Genomic DNA, 17907 nt, shown 5'->3' with positions numbered 1-17907 from the left:
TATGAAACTACTACTGAATTTAGATATCCAGTTTTTTTCTGGTGAAAAGACTGAGAAGGCGACGCCAAAGAAACGTCAAGATGCTCGAAAAAAGGGACAAGTTATTAAGAGTCAAGATGTAACTAGTGCCATCGTTATGCTGATGGTCTTTATCTTCTTAATTTTCTTTGCAGGTTCTTTACGGGATGAGCTATTAGCGTTTTTTAGACAAACCTTTATCCATAACATACGCATTGAAACACTAACGATTGATAGTGTGATGCACTTATTTATAGAAACATTAATACAAATGGCTTTCATTATTGTACCGATTATGGCGATAGCTGTTGTTGGAGCACTTGCAGGTAACTTTTTGCAGTTTGGCTTTTTATTTACTTTGGAGCCAATGAAGTTTGATTTGAAAAAGATGGACCCTATCAAAGGGTTGAAAAGGATTTTTTCGGTTAAGGCAATTGTTGAGTTGCTGAAATCGGTGTTAAAGATTGGCTTTATTGGTAGTGTAACGACAATTATTATCTGGACTAACTTGCCAGAAGTATTAGCTTTATCGTTTAAAAGTCCATGGATGACGCTCATTACTGTCGGAAAGCTAGTCGGCATTATGGGCATAGCGGCATCTTTAGTTTTACTTTGTGTATCCATTTTGGATTGGATGTATCAAAAATTTGATTATGAAAAAAATCTTAAAATGTCTAAGCAAGATATTAAAGATGAATATAAAAATAGTGAGGGTGACCCGCTCATTAAATCGAAAATCAAACAACGTCAGCGCGAAATGGCGATGCGTCGTATGATGTCAGAGATTCCAAGTGCAGATGTGGTAATTACCAACCCTACTCACTATGCGATTGCGCTCAAATATGACGAGGAAAATATGGATGCACCTCGCGTAATTGCAAAGGGTACAGACTTTATCGCTCAAAAAATAAAGCTGATTGCCAAAGAGCATGACGTCATTATGGTGGAAAATAGACCTTTAGCTCGCGCCATGTATGATCAAGTTGAAATTGGTGATCCCGTACCAGAAGAATTTTTCAAAGCAGTAGCAGAAATACTCGCTTATGTTTACCGTATTAAACGTAAAATTTAAAGCTTTTTAGTAGGAGGGACACAAATGAAAGTTCGCGATATTGGGGTTTTAGGTGCGGTTATTTTAATCGTTGCGATGCTCATCATCCCTCTTCCTCCGTGGATGTTAAGTTTCTTAATTGTCATTAATATTACATTAGGATTAATTGTACTGCTAACAGCAATGAGTATGAAGGAAGCATTAGACTTTTCTATTTTTCCTTCGGTTATTTTACTGTTAACCTTATTCCGATTAGGACTGAGTGTTTCCACAACCCGTGCGATCTTAGCAACTGGGGATGCGGGCTCTGTCGTAGAAACGTTTGGTGATTTCGTAGTCGGGGGAAATATTCTCGTAGGTTTAGTTGTCTTTTTAATTCTAGTATTAATTCAGTTTATTGTTATTACAAAGGGTGCAGAGCGGGTAGCTGAAGTAGCAGCTCGTTTCACACTTGATGCGATGCCAGGTAAACAAATGAGTATTGATGCTGATTTAAATGCAGGAGTAATTTCCGAAAAGGAAGCACGCGAACGACGTGAAAAAGTAGCCGGTGAAGCGGACTTCTACGGAGCGATGGATGGTGCCACGAAATTCGTAAAAGGGGATGCCATTGCCTCAATGGTCATGGTTATTATCAACTTATTATTCGGAATCATCATCGGGGTAGTACAAATGGGACTCCCATTTGCTGAAGCAGCAACTCATTTTTCTAAGCTAACCGTTGGGGATGGTATAGTTTCGCAAATTCCTGCCTTGCTTATTTCAACAGCAACAGGGATTGTGGTAACTCGCGCCTCCTCTAAAGGAAGTCTTGGTCAAGATATAACAGGACAATTATTTGCTCAAGCAAAGTTACTCTATGTAGCTGGAGGTACCATAGTATTACTAGGGCTATTTACACCAATCCCTAACTGGGTAACACTTCCAATAGGTCTTTCCCTAATTGTTGGGGCTTATATGATGGAACGTAAGAAACCAGAGGATGAAGAGGAATTACTTGAAATTGAAGAAGAAGTGGCAACAGATGGCATGAAGAGCCCTGAAAATGTTGTGAATTTATTAAATGTGGACCCAATCGAATTTGAATTTGGTTATGGATTAATTCCGTTAGTCGATGCTGCTCAAGGTGGGGACTTATTAGATCGTGTCATTATGATTCGTCGACAGTTAGCACTAGAATTAGGAATTGTCATCCCGGTTGTTCGTATTCGAGATAATATTCAGCTTCAACCAAATGAGTATCGAATAAAAATAAAAGGGAACGAAATGGCAAGAGGCGAGCTTTTACTAGATCATTATTTAGCGATGAGCCCAGGTGATGATGATTCTATTGAAGGAATTGATACAGTGGAGCCATCATTTGGATTACCAGCTAAATGGATTACTGAGCAAGTGAAAGAGGATGCTGAAATTTATGGCTACACGGTTGTAGACCCACCAAGCGTGGTATCCACGCATTTAACTGAAATAATCCGTGCGAATGCTCACGAATTATTAGGTCGTCAAGAGACGAAGCAGTTAATAGATCACTTACGTGAAACCCATCCTATTTTAGTAGAAGAGCTGACACCGGCACCTTTATCAACTGGAGAAATCCAAAAGGTTCTTGGTAAACTACTACGAGAAAATGTTTCTGTTCGTAATTTACCCATTATTTTTGAAACGTTAGCAGACTATGCGAAGGTAACTAGCGATACAGATATTTTAACGGAGTATGTTCGTCAATCATTGGCTCGTCAAATTACTGCCCAATATGTGGGAGATAGTACGGCATTAAAAGTTATTACAGTTTCAGGTAAAGTAGAAAAAATGGTTGCTGATAGTATTCAGCAAACAGATCACGGAAATTATTTAGCAATGGATCCTCAAGATTCTCAAACGGTACTAGAGACAATTGCAGCAGAGATAGAGCGTGTGTCCTTTATGGAACAATCCGCTATTATTTTATGTTCTCCGGGTGTGCGTATGTATTTACGACAACTGACGGAGCGTTATTTCCCGCAGATTCCAGTTCTTTCATATAATGAATTGGATGCTTCTATTGAAATTCAAAGTGTTGGGGTGGTGAATGTTTAATGAAAATGAAAAAATATTATGCATCTTCCATACCAGAGGCTATGAAGCAAGTGCGTGCAGAACTAGGTGAGGACGCTGTTATTTTGAATTCTAAAGTAGTCATCACGAAGAAATTTTTCGGTATGATTAAACAGAAAAGTTTTGAGGTAGTTGCAGGAGTAGATGGAGTGGAGCCAAATCAAGTGGCTCCAGTACCAACGCCTGTAGCATTACCGATCGCCACTAAGGAAAATGCGAGACTACAAGATATTACAAATGCGATTCAAGTGAAAATTCATCAAGATCAATCATCGCATGATGTAGTTAAACACGAGGACACTGGCATTTCTGAAGAATTGAGGAAGGAAATTGCAGATTTAAAATCTTTAATGCAATCGATGCATAAAAAGACTACCCAAGCTCAATATCCCGATGAACTCTTCCCCTTCATTGAATACTTAAGACAGCAAGAGCTAAATGAAGAGCTCATCACAACGATAGGTGATGAGCTTTTTATGCATTTCAAAGAAGCGTCAGAAATCAATTTCTCACAATGTAAAATGGTCACGAAAAATTTACTACGTAAGAGATTAGAAAGCCTTCCTATCGGAGGATTGTCCTATGAAAGAAAATATATCAACGTATTAGGTCCTACAGGCGTGGGTAAAACAACGACGATTGCCAAAATGGCAGCTAGAGCAGTTTTAGAAAAGAAGAAGAAGATCGGATTTATTACGACAGATACGTACCGAATCGCAGCCATTGAACAGCTAAAAACGTATGCGGGCCTTTTACAGGCACCTGTTGAAATTGCTTACAACGCAACAGATTTCGAACAAGCTATCCAAAGATTATCGCATTTAGACTTAGTATTTATCGATACAGCTGGTCGAAATTATAAAGAGGTCAAGTATGTAGATGATCTCCAACGTCTCATAAAATTTGATGATCAAGTAGAATCCTATTTAGTACTCGCGATGACTACAAAAGAAAAGGATATGGCGAACATTATCGACCAATTTAATCAGCTACCAATTGAAAAATTTATCTTCACGAAAATTGATGAAACAAATTCTATTGGCACAATGCTCAATTTAATGATTAAATATAATAAAGGACTTGCTTACTATACGAATGGTCAAGAAGTACCAGAAGATATTGAAGAAGCTGATTTAGAAGCAGTGCTTAATTTGTTTTTTCAAGGTGAAGAGAAATGAGAGACCAAGCTGAAACATTACGCTTGAAAATGATGAGACAGCAAGGCGATTTAGGTCGAGCAATTGCAGTGGTCAGTGGCAAAGGCGGGGTTGGAAAAAGTAACTTCACGATGAATTTTGCCTTGTCTTTGGCCCAAAAGGGAAAAAAAGTTGTCATTGTAGATATGGATATTGGGATGGGAAATATCCATATATTAATTGGGAAAAGTGCTTCCAATAGTTTGAAAGATTACCTAGAAGGAAATAAATTACTAGATGAGGTAATATTTGAGGGACCCCATGATTTAAGGTATATATCTGGTGGGTCGGGTATGACAAATATTTTTAATTGGTCAGAGATGATGTTTGAACAGCTTATTCATGCATTTGAACAGCTTCAGAAAAACTATGATTATATTTTATTTGATATGGGGGCGGGTGCGACAAATTGGTCGCTAGATTTACTCACATCAGTAGACGAAATTATCGTTATTTCAACGGCAGAGCCGACCGCAATTACGGATGCCTATTCGATGATGAAATATATTCATATGCGGGATGCTGATAAGCAATTTTATGTCCTTTGTAACCGTGCATTTAGTAAAGAAGAAGGCATCGAAACAAACGAGCGTTTAAAGTTAGCCATGAAACGTTTTTTAGACAAAGAAGTCACGATACTCGGTTCATTACCCGAAGATTCGATTGTGCGGAAGGCTGTGCGTGAGCAAGTCCCATTTTCACTTGCTTATCCAGACGCACTGATTTCTAAAACATTACAACTCATAGTGATTCGTTTTATGGAGCATCGTGTGGAGGAAATACATGCACATGATCAGACAGCAAAGAAATTTTTAACGAAACTAAGAAGTATTTTTTCGAAAGGGCGTGATTAATTGGACTTTTTACATAAAAGCAAGCTATTAGTTGTGGATGATTCTGCTTTTATGAGAAAGCTAATTAGTGACTTTTTTGTTGGCAACTCGAAGGTGGAAGTAGTTGGAACTGCACGTAACGGAAAAGATGCAATCAAAAAGATACAATCATTGAAGCCATCAGTTGTGACAATGGATATTGAGATGCCTGAAATGAATGGGCTAGATGCATTAAAAGAAATAATGATACAATGTCCAGTTCCTGTAATCATGCTCTCTAGTACCACTCAGCGTGGAACAGAAAATGCTATAGCAGCTATTGAAAGTGGCGCTGTAGATTTTGTCGCAAAGCCAAGCGGAACAATATCTCTTGATTTACATAAAATCCAAAGTGAGCTTGTCCATAAAGTAGAGCAAGCTGCAATGGTGCCAATATCCAAATTGAAAAAACCTTCTGGTAGTAAACGACAACAAGATTCAGTGACAAAAGTGAGTACCGTAATAAAGGATTTACAACAACATGGTCAAATCCCGATTCCTGTTACAGCTACTGCTACTAAAGTAGCTGTAACAAAGGCGCAAACAGAATGGAATAAAGCAGGTAAAAAGATTGTGCTAATAGGTACATCTACAGGAGGACCTCGTGCGCTTCAGGAGGTCATTACCAAAATTCCTAAGTCTATTCAAGCCCCTATTCTCATTGTTCAGCATATGCCTGCTGGATTTACGAAATCACTCGCTACTCGTCTAGATCAGCTAAGTGAAATTGTTGTGAAGGAGGCTGAACAAGGCGATATTTTACAAAATGGGGTAGCCTATATTGCCCCAGGTGGCTATCACTTAAAGCTTAGGAAAGTAGGGACAACTTTTGGTATTGTTCTTGATAATCAAGAAGCACCAAGGTCAGGCCATAGACCATCTGTAGATGTGATGTTTGAAGATGTTAGTCAATATAAGGATTTTGATAAAGTAGCAGTGATTATGACAGGTATGGGGCATGATGGTTCAAATGGACTAAAAGCACTGAAAAAGACCGGTAATGTTATGGCCATAGCTGAGTCAGCAGAAACTTGCATTGTATATGGTATGCCAAAAGCAGCGGTAGAAACGCAACTAATTGATGAAGTTGCCGATGTAGATGATATAGCACTAACAATAATGAAATATTTGCCTTAAAAGGGGTGTCCTCTTATGGAAGTCAATCAATATTTAGAGATGTTTATCGAAGAAAGTAAAGAGCATTTACAAGCATGTAGTGAACATTTATTAGAATTAGAAAAAAATCCAGATGATTTGGCAATTGTTGGGGAAATATTCCGATCTGCCCATACTTTAAAAGGTATGTCTGCCACAATGGGTTTTGAAGATTTAGCCGATTTAACACATAAAATGGAAAATGTGTTAGATGCGATTCGTAATGAAAAAATCCACGTAACACCAGAAATTTTAGATGTGGTCTTTGAATCTGTTGACCATCTGGAAGAAATGGTTATGGATATTGCGAATGGTGGAGATGGCAAGCGTGATGTGTCAGCAACAGTTGCTCAACTTAAGCGCATAGAATTAGGAGAGGAAGCAGTACCTCAGGTGGCTGCAACCGTTGCAGAACCAGCAGGCGTGGAAAGTGTTTTAGAATATGATAGCTTTGAACAAACAGTTATCGCACAATCATCTGAACAAGGTTTCCATGCCTATGAAATTTCAGTGAAATTACGAGAAGATTGTCTTTTAAAGGCTGCTCGTGTATTTATGGTCTTCGAGATTTTAGAAAAAGACGGCGAAGTTATTAAATCGAGCCCATCTGTTGAAAAACTAGAAGACGAACAATTTGATCAACAGTTTTATGTAGCCTATGTGACAAAAGAATCAGCAGAAGATATGCAGAAAAAGATCATGAAAGTTTCTGAGGTTGAAGAAGTTGTTGTCACAACAATAGACCAAAAGAAATTTAGTGAAAGAGAGTATGACTCACAGCAAGAAGTAGCTGCAACTGCATCGGCTGTAGCGGAAGTAGAGTCTACACCTGCTACTGTCCCTTCTAAACCTGAACCAGCCGCACAGCCTGCCAAAACAGCCGCACCTGCAAAGGCTGAAAAAAATCACGCGCCTGTTGGGAATAAAACGATTCGTGTCAATATTGAACGTCTTGATATTTTAATGAACTTGTTTGAAGAACTCGTTATTGACCGTGGACGATTACAATCAATTGCCACAGAAGTAAACCATGGTGAGCTAAACGAAACTGTGGAGCGAATGAGCCGTGTAATGGGTGACCTGCAAACCATTATTTTAACAATGCGCATGGTGCCAGTTGAAACTGTATTCAACCGCTTCCCAAAAATGATTCGTCAGCTATCACGAGATTTAAATAAGAAAATTAATCTTGAAATCATTGGTGCTGAAACAGAACTAGATCGTACAGTGATCGATGAAATTGGTGATCCACTTGTTCACTTAATCCGAAATTCTGTGGACCATGGCATTGAAAACCCAACATCTCGTCGTGCAAAAGGCAAACCGGAAGAAGGAACGGTTGTCCTACGTGCTTACCATAGTGGAAACTATGTCTTTATTGAAATTGAAGACGATGGTGCAGGAATTAATCGTGATAAAGTACTAGCGAAAGCAATTGCAAAAGGCATTGTGACACAAGAACAGTCTTATTCAATGTCTGATAATCAAATCAATGAGCTTATTTTAGCTTCAGGCTTCTCGACTGCAGATGTCATTTCGGATGTATCTGGCCGTGGAGTAGGGTTAGATGTTGTTAAAACAACAATTGAATCACTTGGTGGTAATATTTCAATTGAATCCACACAAGATGTTGGCTCCATCTTTTCTATCCAATTACCACTAACATTATCGATTATTTCTGTCATGCTCGTGGAAATTGAAAAGGAAATTTATGCAATTCCATTATCATCTATTATTGAAACATCAATTATCCGTTCATCGGAGATTATGAATGCGCATAATCAAAAAGTAATCGACTTCCGTGGCAAGGTTGTACCATTGGTATTCTTAGAGGAAATCTTTGAAGTACCTCGTACAGAGTCGCAAGATGAAGAATTCCATTCAGTAGTTATTGTTCGTAAAGGTGAAAAACTTGCTGGTTTAGTGGTGGATTCCTTCATCGGACAACAAGAAATTGTCTTGAAGTCTTTAGGAAATTACTTAACAAATATTTTTGCTATTTCAGGTGCAACTATTTTAGGAAATGGTAAAGTAGCCTTAATTGTAGATTGTAACGCATTAATAAAATAAGGTGAATGAATAAGAGAGGTGTAAAAGATGACAAACGCAGTGGAACAAGAAAGTATTAAAGTAATTGTATTTCAACTAGCGAATAAAGAATATGCTATTCCGGTGTCCCATGTTCAAGGTATAGAAAAGCTAATGCATATTACGCGCGTACCAAAAACGGCGAAGTATGTAAAAGGTGTTATTAATCTTCGTGGTGTCGTAACGCCGATTGTAGATTTACGTGAACGCTTTGAATTACCTGTTTCTGAACATGAGGAAACAACTCGCATTATCATTATCTCACTAGAAGATATGGAAGTAGGCTTTGTTGTTGATTCAGCAAACGATGTAATTGATATTCCTGCAAGTGCGATTGAACCACAACCAGAAGTTGTTGGTTCCCTTGAGGAAGAATTTATTTCAGGTGTTGCTAAAGTAGAAAAACGATTATTAATCTTATTACATTTAGAAAAAGTATTAAATCCACTAAAGTAGGGATCGATCATGACATATAATCAAAAGATTACCTCGCTACATTTAGATGTATTAAAGGAAATTGGCAATATTGGTGCTGCGCATGCCGCGACAGCACTTTCCAATTTACTTGGGAAAAAAATTGATATGCGTGTCCCAAAGGTAGAAATGGTGTCCTTTAACGATATGATGGAATTGGCTGGCGGATCAGAAAATGTCGTTGTTGGTATTTACCTTCGCATTGAAGGTGATGCAGAAGGAAGTATGTTCTTTATACTACCTATTGAACAGGCAAACCGTTTTATCCGTCGTCTCATTTATGATGAAACATTTGATTTTAAAAAACGACCTGTTTCTGAACTAGGATTATCTGCTATGCAAGAAATGGGAAATATTTTATCAGGCTCCTATTTATCTGCCTTATCGGACTTTACTAATTTAAAAATTTATCCAACTGTACCAGGGCTAAGCGTTGATATGTTTGGTGCAATTATAAGTATTGGTTTAATAGAATTATCACATGTAAGTGATAACGTCATTGTTATAAATACATCCATTTTTGAAGAAGGTGTAGAAGACCATGAAACTGTAAGAGGTCATTTCTTCCTATTACCAGATCCCGACTCATTTGATGCTATTTTTAAAGCATTAGGGGTTTCCTAATGATGCTAAGCAGTAGCAGTGGGCAAGTGGTTAAAGTAGGAATTGCACAAATGGATGTAGTAAAGCTACCTAACACGATTCGAACGTCTGGTCTGGGTTCTTGTGTTGGCGTTATTTTATATGATGAGTCAAAAAAAATTGCTGGTTTAATCCATGTGATGTTACCAGATTCAAGCTTGGGAAGATCTGAGTCAATCAATGTAGCAAAATTTGCAGATTCTGGAATAGCAGCAATGATTGATCTATTAAAATTAGAGGGCGTTCAAAAGTTTAAACTAAAGGCAAAAATTGCAGGGGGCGCACAGATGTTTCAATTCACTTCGGACAAAGATTCGATGCGCATCGGTCCTCGTAATGTAGAAGCTGTCAAAAATGAATTGAAAAGGCATGGAATTCCTTTAGTAGCCGAGGATACTGGTGGAAACAGTGGTAGAACGATAGAATTTAATCCTGCCACATCGTCATTACATATTCGAACAGTTAACCAAGGAGTGAGCGAAATCTAATGTTTGGTTCCATATTTTATAATTTATGGGGAGCATTAATGGCTTTTACGATTTATTTTTTTAGTACATTTCTAAAGCCCTACACGCCCCTTCGAATCATTATCGGATCTTTTGTTACAGCAATCATTGTATTCCTTGTAATGTATATTGTACGTTTTTTAATAGCATACATTTTGTATACGCCAGAGGTAGATGAGGAAGCAATTGAAGGTGAACTAGCAGAAAATGAACAAACTACTCCTGAGGGCACGAATCAAGAAGCAGCTTCGGCTCATTCAACCGTTGAATTTCAAGATGAGAACTCAGAGGAGATTGCACAAGTAGTTCGAACGATGATGAATCGAGAAGAAGAACAACAAGTGAATGCTTAAAACAGAGAGTCGCTAGGAGCGGCTCTTTTTTATTTTGCCAGTCAAGCAACTTTAGTATAGGGAAAACCTAAGTGAAATTTACTTTTTTTATATTATTCATATAGTAGTCTTCATGTTAGCATATTTGTATAAGGGAAAAGTAATGAAGGAACTCTTTTATGTGAAATGGCAGTGGGAAACCTAGATTCATTATTCATGTCTCAAAAGGATAGGTAAAAAAGACTGAATCTTCTGGTTATGATATGGTGATGCCACAACGCTAAGTCTAGAAGGCTCGTAATGATTGCTGAAATGACTAGTCGACTAGATCAAAAGTTAGTATAGTCACACTCCGGATATATTGGTTAAAAAGGATTGGGCTACTAGACATCATTCAGTTTATATTACAGCTATTAACTTGATATATCCGCTTTTACTAGGAGGAATAGAATATGAATCAACATGAATTTATGAGAAAAGCGCTTGATTTAGCAAATGAAAATGCACGATCAGGACATGGTGCGCCATTCGGAGCGCTTGTAGTAAAAAATGGGCAAATCATTGGTTCGGGTGTTAATGAGGTAGCCAAAACAAAGGATTTGACGAATCACGCAGAAATTCAAGCGATCCGCCAAGCTTGCCATACTTTGCAAACAATGAATCTCGAAGGCTGTGAAATGTATGCAAGTACAGAACCTTGTCCGATGTGTTTAAGTGCCATCTATTATGCCAAATTAACAACAGTCTATTATTTTCATGCTAGTAATACTAGCCAAGACTATGTCTATCATCAGCTGTCCTTACCACATAGAGAGAGGGATATTCAGATGGTTCAGCTTGAAGAAAAATAAAGGAGGTTCATCTAATGACACCATTAGCATATTGGCTCATTAACGTACGACTAGAAACAGGTTTTCATTACAATCATACTACTGTTATTGGAACACAAACCGAGCTTTTTAATGTACAAATTGAAAAGGGGGTAATACAGCAAATTAAACGTGGAAATCAACCACTAGAGACGGATTTACCTCAATTGGATGCACAAGGCTACCTCATGCTACCATCTTTTAGGGATATGCATATTCATCTTGATAAAACATATTTTGGGGGGCCATGGAAAGCACCTACCATTCCAACAGAGGGTCTTATAACTAGATTAAAAGAGGAAGAATTACTCCTTCCTAGTTTATTACCGGTGACAGAGGAAAGAGCAAAAAAACTAATAGACCTACTATTAAATGCAGGCTCCACACATATTCGTACGCATTGTAATATTGACCCGTTTATCGGTTTGAAAAATTTAGAGGCAGTCTTAAGAGCAAAAGAGGCTTACAAAGATAAAGTTGCTATGGAGATTGTAGCATTCCCGCAGCATGGGTTATTACGTAGTGATTCGGTTTCTTTAGTAAGAGAAGCATTGCGTAACGGGGCATCTCTCGTAGGAGGTGTTGATCCAGCAACAATTGATGAAAATATTGAGAAATCATTACAAACTGTGATGGAATTAGCGGTAGAAGCAAATGCAGATATAGACCTTCATATTCATGATCCTGGCCATCTCGGCATTTTTACGTTTAAACGACTAGCAGCATTAACGGAGGCAGCTGGTTGGCAAGGGAGAGTGACAATTAGTCATGCCATGGCTCTTGCAGATATTTCTACTAGTGAAGCGAGTGAAGTAGCAGAATTACTTGCACATCTTGGCATAGCTATTACTTCTACTGTACCAATTGAGCACACTATCCCTATTCCTCTCTTAGATCATAAAGGGGTAAACATATCACTTGGCGATGATAGTATTACCGACCATTGGTCACCATTCGGCCAAGGGGATAGTCTAGAAAAAGCAGGAACACTTGCAGAACGATTTGGTTTAAGTGATGAGCGTTCACTTGCTCAAAGCCTAAAGTACATTACAGGTGGTATTACACCTCTAAATAAGGATGGTCATCAGATATGGCCGAATGTTGGAGATGAAGCAAATATTGTTTTTGTTAAAGCAACTTGTTCGGCAGAAGCGGTGGCTAGAAGGGCGAAAAGAGTGGCAGTACTCTTTAAAGGAAAAATAGTTTCTGGTGAACTTTAAAATTGAAAATAGAAAGGATACATGTAAAATGCATGCTACTTTTTGGTTAACCAATGTACGACTTGAAACAGGCTATCATGTTGAAAATGGTATGGTTGCACAGACAGGGACGGCCTGCTCACATCTCCTCATAAAGGATGGGATAATTGCAGATATCGTTTCGGCAAAAATGCAATTGAATGATCATTTCCCTAAAAAAGATATGAAGCAACTGTTAGCGCTACCATCTTTCATCGAAAAACATTGTCATTTGGATAAAACACTTTTAGGCGATCAGTGGCGTGCTGTCACACCTGTGAACAATATTTTTGAACGTCTGGAAATAGAAAAAAAGGTTCTTCCTACTTTACATACCACTACACAACAACGCGCAGAAGAGTTGCTTTCACGTTATGTACAGTCTGGGGTTACTCATGTTCGTACCCATGTGGATTTGTATCCCGAGGTGGGCTTAAAAAATTTAGAGGAAGTTCAAAAGGCTTTACAAACTTTTGAAGGAAAGTTGTCATATGAAATCGTAGCCTTTCCACAGCATGGATTATTGCGAACGAAGGCGACCAATATTATCAGAGAAGCCCTTCGTATGGGCGTAGGCTTAGTAGGTGGTGTTGATCCAGCTACTGTGGATGGCGATATTGAGGCATCCTTACAACAAATGGTGGAGCTCGCTGTGGAGGGAAATGCTGGGATTGATTTGCATTTACATGACCCAGATCAATTGGGTACCTTTACAATGAAAAGATTAGCTCAATTAACGAAGGAGGCTGGTCTGCAAGGTAAAGTGGCGATAAGTCATGCATTCGGACTTGGAGATGTTGCACGAGCTGAAGCAGAAGAAATGGCTGACATATTAAGAGATGCAGGGATTACGATAGTGACTAGTGTACCTATTCGCAGAAAGTTTCCTCCAGTTGGATTATTACATAGCAAAGGGGTACCCGTTGCAATAGGTTGTGATAATATTTTTGATGTTTGGTCACCATTTGGAAACGGAAATCTTTTAGAAAGAGCAGGTCGTTTAGCTAATAGTTCAGGGTGGAGAGATGAATATTCATTAGCGCAAACCTTGCAATTTATTACAGGTGGGAAAACAACGCTGAATCAAGCAGGTGAACAAATCTGGCCAAAGGTTGGAGATAGTGCCAATCTAGTTTTAGTGGATGCTTCTTGCGCTGCTGAAGCAATCGCCCGCAAAGGTCAACGTAAGGCAACCATCTTTAATGGTAAAATGGTTTTTAGTTCGATTTAAAGCAATAGCTTCAAGAGGGTGGTACTGTTTGACTTCGGTCAAATAGCCATCCTTTTTTATGCTAAAAAAGATGAAGAAAAAAAGGTCAGATTTGAACTAGTATCAGTTAGTTCGATAGGAGATGATTTGAATTATTGTGGACAAATGGTGAGAATGCAACTTTGTTAGGTGTATTTATACCTAGTTGCCTAGGTGAAGAATGAGCAAAAGCACGCTATATAAGATTCATAATTCCTACAAAAAAACCTACCAAAATTAAAAAGTAAAAGCTTAATAATTTAGACATATTTTAAAACTGTATCCTAGGTTAATGTATAGCTAGGGTACAGTTTTAATTTGTTTGTACAAAATAAAGAGAGACGAACAGAAACAAATGAAATTATAGTCGATTTTTGTTATAATAGTAGGAAAGATGGCAATAGTTTATCCATTTATTTACTCTGTTCGGTAATAGTAAGAGTAAATAGGATATGGATTTTTTAAAAAAACTATGGAGAAATCCTGATGAAAGAAAAGTTTTATGAGCGCAAGTAGTCAGTAGCAAACGGGCGCGTAAAGGCGTTTTTTAGAGAGGTGGATTTCATGACACAACCAATTCTGAACGATGAGCAAAAACTGTGGAATCGCTGGATACATGAGCGTGATCCAGATGCTGGTGATTTACTCATAAAAAAATATATTTCTTTAGTATCTTACCATGTTCAACGTATTAGTGCGGGATTACCAAAGAGTGTATCGCGAGACGATTTAACGAGCTTAGGTATGATAGGGCTTTTTGATGCATTAAATAAATTTGATATTAATAGAGATTTGAAATTCGATACATATGCTTCATTTAGAGTAAGGGGAGCCATTATAGATGGGCTTCGTAAGGAAGATTGGCTACCACGCTCAGCGCGAGAAAAAGCCAAAAAATTGGATGCTCAGATTGAGCAATTAGAGCAAAAATATATGCGTCATGTGACACCTGAGGAACTTGCAAAGCATATGGAAGTACCTGTGGAAGACGTCTATCAGACAGTACAAGAGCATTTTTTTTCCAATGTTCTTTCCATTAATGAACAACAAGACCAAGAAGAGGTAGATGGAAAGTCGTTTGTCATACGAGATGATACGACAAAAACTCCTGAACAATCGGTGGTTAAATCTGAATTACTAGATGATTTAGCAGAAAATATTCAGAAGCTAAATGAAAAGGAACAGTTGGTTCTAAGTTTATTTTACACGGAGGAACTGACGCTGACTGAAATTGGTGAAATGCTTGAATTATCGACATCACGTATTTCTCAAATCCATTCCAAAGCGCTTTTAAAATTACGTAAATTATTATCTAGCGAAATGATGAATGCGTAAATATCCTTGAGGGAGAGATTCCGATGAGTTTAAAAGGGGTTGAATTGCAAATTGCGATTCCTAAAACATTTGAAGCTGGGAAAATGGCTGATCAAGTACAGCAACAAGCTTTAGCTCAACAAGCACATGCGAATGAAGCGTTAAAAAAGGAAATAGAGCGCAAGCAAAAAATTGTAAATACATCAGAAGGTATGGATGAAATAAGTGAGGATGAAGATGCAGGTGGCGAATACTTAACGGATCCTTACAAAAAGAAGAAAAAGCAACAGGATCAACAAGAAAAACAGGCACAACATCCGTTTAAAGGCAATTTCGTGGATTTTAGTGGATAGGAGCTTATAATGACAACCATACTAATAGCGGTACTATTCTTTTTACAGCTACTTACATTTTACTTCCTTATTATTTTAAATACTAAGTTAGCAAAATTTAAGGATTTAGAAAAGAAGCAAGAACGCTTAATGAGTGAAATGGACGATACTATTAGTGTCTATTTAACAGAAATGAAAGATGAAAACGACCGTCTTATTAAGGAGCTACAAAATGTCTCATCATCAGACTTAGCGGCGACTCGCGTTCAAAAAACCGTAAGCAAAGAGCCTCAACAGGAGCAGGCTCCTTCGCCCGCAGAGCAAGTACTGAAAAATGACAGTCCATCAAGCTTAGATAAAGATGCTCGTATCTATGTACCTAAAAATATAGTAGCCAATGCTTATTCGCGTCAGCAACAGACAACGGCGACAGCAGTATCCTCACCAACGCCTTTGAAAGTAGAGCAAAAGGAACAGGTTAAAGAGCTTACAATCGAGCAACAGGCATTAAATTTAGCAAAGCAGGGTAAATCAACTGAAGAAATAGCGAAACAGCTGCAAAAGGGAAAAACAGAAATCGAGCTTTTACTGAAATTTCATCACTAAATTGTTGCTAACCGGCAAAAGCTATGATATAGTTGCAAATGGTGTTATTACTACACACGCATTTTGATGTAGTAAGTGGTGCTCTAAGATTAGGGTAGCTTGTTGCAAGAGATAAATGCGGAGGATAAAAACCAAACATACTAGGAGGAAATTCACATGTCAGTAATTTCTATGAAACAATTACTTGAAGCTGGTGTACATTTCGGTCACCAAACTCGTCGTTGGAACCCAAAAATGAAGAAATATATCTTCGTAGAACGTAACGGGATCTACATCATCGACTTACAAAAAACAGTTAAAAAATTAGAGGAAGCTTATGACTTCATGCGTCAAGTTGGTCAAGACGGTGGTAAAGTTCTTTTCGTTGGTACGAAAAAACAAGCACAAGAAGCGATCAAAGATGAAGCTGAACGTTCAGGCAACTACTACATCAACCAACGTTGGTTAGGTGGTACTCTTACTAACTTCGGTACAATTCAAAAACGTGTTGCACGTATGAAACAAATCGAAAAAATGGAAGAAGAAGGTACTTTCGAAGTTCTTCCTAAAAAAGAAGTAATCCAACTTAAAAAAGAACACGAACGTCTAATCAAATTCTTAGGCGGTATCCGTGATATGCACGATCTTCCAGACGTAATGTTCGTGGTTGACCCACGTAAAGAACGTATTGCGGTTGCTGAAGCTCGTAAATTAAACATCCCTCTAGTAGGTATTGTTGATACAAACTGTGACCCAGATGAAATCGACTACGTAATCCCTGCTAATGATGATGCTATTCGCGCTGTTAAGCTTTTAACTGCTAAAATGGCTGACGCTTTAATCGAGTCAAAACAAGGTGAAGAAGAAGCTCCAGCTGTAGAAGCTGCTGCTGAGTAATTCACGTTTACAAAAAGGTGATAAGTGGCTCAAAACCCTTATCACCTTTTTTAGAACCTATCATTAAAACTATGTTCAAACAATTTGAGGAGGAAACACTAAATGGCAAACATTACTGCACAATTAGTAAAAGAATTACGTGAAAAAACTGGCGCTGGTATGATGGATTGTAAAAAAGCACTAGTACAAACTGATGGTAATCTAGAAGCTGCAATCGATTTCCTACGTGAAAAAGGTCTTTCTTCAGCTGCTAAAAAAGCTGACCGTATCGCTGCGGAAGGTACAACTTACATTTTAGAACAAGGTAATGAAGCAATCATTATTGAAGTTAACGCTGAAACTGACTTCGTTGCAAAAAACGACAAATTCCAAGTATTAGTTTCATCTTTAGCAGAGCAATTACTTACTGCTAAACCAGCATCAGTTGAAGCTGCACTAGAGCTTACAAATGCTGAAGGTGTAAAAATTGAAGATCAAATTTCTACAGCTGTAGCAACAATTGGTGAAAAAATCACACTTCGTCGTTTTGAAATCAAAACAAAAACTGATGCAGATTCATTCGGCGCTTACTTACACATGGGCGGCCGCATTGGAGTATTAGTAACTTTAGAAGGTTCTACTGATGCATCAGCAGCTAAAGATGTAGCAATGCACATTGCTGCTATCAACCCAACTTATGTTTCTCGTGATGAAGTTTCTGCTGAAGAAGTAGAACGTGAGCGTAAAGTATTAACTGAGCAAGCTCTTAACGAAGGTAAACCAGAAAACATCGTTGCTAAAATGGTTGAAGGTCGTCTTGGTAAATATTTCGAAGATGTTTGCCTACTTGATCAATCATTCGTTAAAAACTCTGATCAAAAAGTACGTGATTTCGTAGCTTCTACTGGTGGTTCAGTAAACGGCTTTGTACGTTACGCTGTTGGTGAAGGTATCGAAAAACGTGAAGATAACTTTGCAGAAGAAGTAATGAGCCAAGTTAAAGGTAACTAATTTAG

18 protein-coding genes are annotated in these 17907 nt (G+C 38.1%); all 18 read left to right on the top strand.

Annotated features, from left to right (window positions below; all coding sequences use genetic code 11):
* The first annotated feature begins 1 nt into the window (after nucleotide 1).
* Entirely contained in the window at nucleotides 2-1090 is a 1089-nt protein-coding gene (gene flhB, locus AC07YC_RS02670) for a flagellar biosynthesis protein FlhB (protein ID WP_036123995.1), read from the top strand.
* 24 nt (nucleotides 1091-1114) lie between these two features.
* Complete coding sequence (gene flhA / locus AC07YC_RS02665; RefSeq protein ID WP_494918307.1) at nucleotides 1115-3145, top strand: flagellar biosynthesis protein FlhA; 2031 nt, start codon at nucleotides 1115-1117, stop codon at nucleotides 3143-3145.
* Nucleotides 3145-4341 (top strand): flagellar biosynthesis GTPase FlhF, encoded by a 1197-nt coding sequence (gene flhF, locus AC07YC_RS02660; protein ID WP_494918306.1) that lies wholly within the window; start codon nucleotides 3145-3147, stop codon nucleotides 4339-4341. Before flhA ends, flhF begins: the two co-directional genes overlap by 1 nt.
* Nucleotides 4338-5213 carry a MinD/ParA family protein gene (locus AC07YC_RS02655; RefSeq protein WP_336634342.1) on the top strand — a complete coding sequence of 292 codons (876 nt, stop codon included), beginning with the start codon at nucleotides 4338-4340 and terminating at the stop codon, nucleotides 5211-5213. The genes flhF and AC07YC_RS02655 overlap by 4 nt, the downstream gene beginning before the upstream one ends.
* Nucleotides 5214-6368: a protein-glutamate methylesterase/protein-glutamine glutaminase gene (locus tag AC07YC_RS02650; RefSeq protein ID WP_008180738.1), complete on the top strand. Its 1155-nt coding sequence runs from the start codon at nucleotides 5214-5216 to the stop codon at nucleotides 6366-6368. It abuts the gene before it with no gap.
* 15 nt (nucleotides 6369-6383) lie between these two features.
* Entirely contained in the window at nucleotides 6384-8456 is a 2073-nt protein-coding gene (locus AC07YC_RS02645; protein WP_494918305.1) for a chemotaxis protein CheW, read from the top strand.
* Between the two features lie 27 nt (nucleotides 8457-8483).
* A complete protein-coding gene (locus AC07YC_RS02640; protein WP_336634340.1) occupies nucleotides 8484-8930 on the top strand; it encodes a chemotaxis protein CheW in 447 nt (148 codons plus the stop codon).
* Between the two features lie 9 nt (nucleotides 8931-8939).
* Nucleotides 8940-9572 (top strand): chemotaxis protein CheC, encoded by a 633-nt coding sequence (locus AC07YC_RS02635; RefSeq protein ID WP_336634339.1) that lies wholly within the window; start codon nucleotides 8940-8942, stop codon nucleotides 9570-9572.
* Entirely contained in the window at nucleotides 9572-10078 is a 507-nt protein-coding gene (locus tag AC07YC_RS02630; RefSeq protein WP_008180730.1) for a chemotaxis protein CheD, read from the top strand. The genes AC07YC_RS02635 and AC07YC_RS02630 overlap by 1 nt, the downstream gene beginning before the upstream one ends.
* 38 nt (nucleotides 10079-10116) lie before the next feature.
* Nucleotides 10117-10449 (top strand): hypothetical protein, encoded by a 333-nt coding sequence (locus AC07YC_RS02625; RefSeq protein ID WP_494918304.1) that lies wholly within the window; start codon nucleotides 10117-10119, stop codon nucleotides 10447-10449.
* Nucleotides 10450-10880: 431 nt separating this feature from the next.
* Entirely contained in the window at nucleotides 10881-11279 is a 399-nt protein-coding gene (locus tag AC07YC_RS02620) for a nucleoside deaminase (RefSeq protein ID WP_494918303.1), read from the top strand.
* A gap of 14 nt (nucleotides 11280-11293) precedes the next feature.
* On the top strand, nucleotides 11294-12517 hold the full coding sequence (locus AC07YC_RS02615) for an amidohydrolase (RefSeq protein ID WP_494918302.1): 1224 nt from the start codon (nucleotides 11294-11296) through the stop codon (nucleotides 12515-12517).
* Nucleotides 12518-12545: 28 nt separating this feature from the next.
* Entirely contained in the window at nucleotides 12546-13766 is a 1221-nt protein-coding gene (locus tag AC07YC_RS02610; protein WP_494918300.1) for an amidohydrolase, read from the top strand.
* Nucleotides 13767-14348: 582 nt separating this feature from the next.
* Nucleotides 14349-15119: a FliA/WhiG family RNA polymerase sigma factor gene (locus tag AC07YC_RS02605; protein ID WP_008180720.1), complete on the top strand. Its 771-nt coding sequence runs from the start codon at nucleotides 14349-14351 to the stop codon at nucleotides 15117-15119.
* A gap of 23 nt (nucleotides 15120-15142) precedes the next feature.
* On the top strand, nucleotides 15143-15451 hold the full coding sequence (locus AC07YC_RS02600; RefSeq protein ID WP_008180718.1) for a hypothetical protein: 309 nt from the start codon (nucleotides 15143-15145) through the stop codon (nucleotides 15449-15451).
* Between the two features lie 9 nt (nucleotides 15452-15460).
* Nucleotides 15461-16036 (top strand): hypothetical protein, encoded by a 576-nt coding sequence (locus AC07YC_RS02595; RefSeq protein WP_494918299.1) that lies wholly within the window; start codon nucleotides 15461-15463, stop codon nucleotides 16034-16036.
* A gap of 156 nt (nucleotides 16037-16192) precedes the next feature.
* Nucleotides 16193-16912 (top strand): 30S ribosomal protein S2, encoded by a 720-nt coding sequence (gene rpsB, locus AC07YC_RS02590; RefSeq protein ID WP_004269262.1) that lies wholly within the window; start codon nucleotides 16193-16195, stop codon nucleotides 16910-16912.
* A 102-nt stretch (nucleotides 16913-17014) separates the two neighbouring features.
* On the top strand, nucleotides 17015-17902 hold the full coding sequence (gene tsf / locus AC07YC_RS02585) for a translation elongation factor Ts (RefSeq protein WP_494918298.1): 888 nt from the start codon (nucleotides 17015-17017) through the stop codon (nucleotides 17900-17902).
* The last annotated feature ends 5 nt before the right edge of the window (nucleotides 17903-17907 follow it).

The organism is Lysinibacillus sp. GW247-5R2A, assembly GCF_059424475.1.
The sequence above is the reverse complement of the archived record's forward strand: the minus strand, read 5'-3'. Positions and strand labels throughout refer to the sequence as shown.

Excerpts from the sequence above, each read along its gene's own strand:
- flhB (WP_036123995.1), top strand. The coding sequence starts at position 2 with ATGAAACTACTACTGAATTTAGATATCCAGTTTTTTTCTGGTGAAAAG.
- flhA (WP_494918307.1), top strand. The coding sequence starts at position 1,115 with ATGAAAGTTCGCGATATTGGGGTTTTAGGTGCGGTTATTTTAATCGTT.
- flhF (WP_494918306.1), top strand. The coding sequence starts at position 3,145 with ATGAAAATGAAAAAATATTATGCATCTTCCATACCAGAGGCTATGAAG.
- AC07YC_RS02655 (WP_336634342.1), top strand. The coding sequence starts at position 4,338 with ATGAGAGACCAAGCTGAAACATTACGCTTGAAAATGATGAGACAGCAA.
- AC07YC_RS02645 (WP_494918305.1), top strand. The coding sequence starts at position 6,384 with ATGGAAGTCAATCAATATTTAGAGATGTTTATCGAAGAAAGTAAAGAG.
- AC07YC_RS02640 (WP_336634340.1), top strand. The coding sequence starts at position 8,484 with ATGACAAACGCAGTGGAACAAGAAAGTATTAAAGTAATTGTATTTCAA.
- AC07YC_RS02635 (WP_336634339.1), top strand. The coding sequence starts at position 8,940 with ATGACATATAATCAAAAGATTACCTCGCTACATTTAGATGTATTAAAG.
- AC07YC_RS02630 (WP_008180730.1), top strand. The coding sequence starts at position 9,572 with ATGATGCTAAGCAGTAGCAGTGGGCAAGTGGTTAAAGTAGGAATTGCA.
- AC07YC_RS02625 (WP_494918304.1), top strand. The coding sequence starts at position 10,117 with ATGGCTTTTACGATTTATTTTTTTAGTACATTTCTAAAGCCCTACACG.
- AC07YC_RS02620 (WP_494918303.1), top strand. The coding sequence starts at position 10,881 with ATGAATCAACATGAATTTATGAGAAAAGCGCTTGATTTAGCAAATGAA.
- AC07YC_RS02615 (WP_494918302.1), top strand. The coding sequence starts at position 11,294 with ATGACACCATTAGCATATTGGCTCATTAACGTACGACTAGAAACAGGT.
- AC07YC_RS02610 (WP_494918300.1), top strand. The coding sequence starts at position 12,546 with ATGCATGCTACTTTTTGGTTAACCAATGTACGACTTGAAACAGGCTAT.
- AC07YC_RS02605 (WP_008180720.1), top strand. The coding sequence starts at position 14,349 with ATGACACAACCAATTCTGAACGATGAGCAAAAACTGTGGAATCGCTGG.
- AC07YC_RS02600 (WP_008180718.1), top strand. The coding sequence starts at position 15,143 with ATGAGTTTAAAAGGGGTTGAATTGCAAATTGCGATTCCTAAAACATTT.
- AC07YC_RS02595 (WP_494918299.1), top strand. The coding sequence starts at position 15,461 with ATGACAACCATACTAATAGCGGTACTATTCTTTTTACAGCTACTTACA.
- rpsB (WP_004269262.1), top strand. The coding sequence starts at position 16,193 with ATGTCAGTAATTTCTATGAAACAATTACTTGAAGCTGGTGTACATTTC.
- tsf (WP_494918298.1), top strand. The coding sequence starts at position 17,015 with ATGGCAAACATTACTGCACAATTAGTAAAAGAATTACGTGAAAAAACT.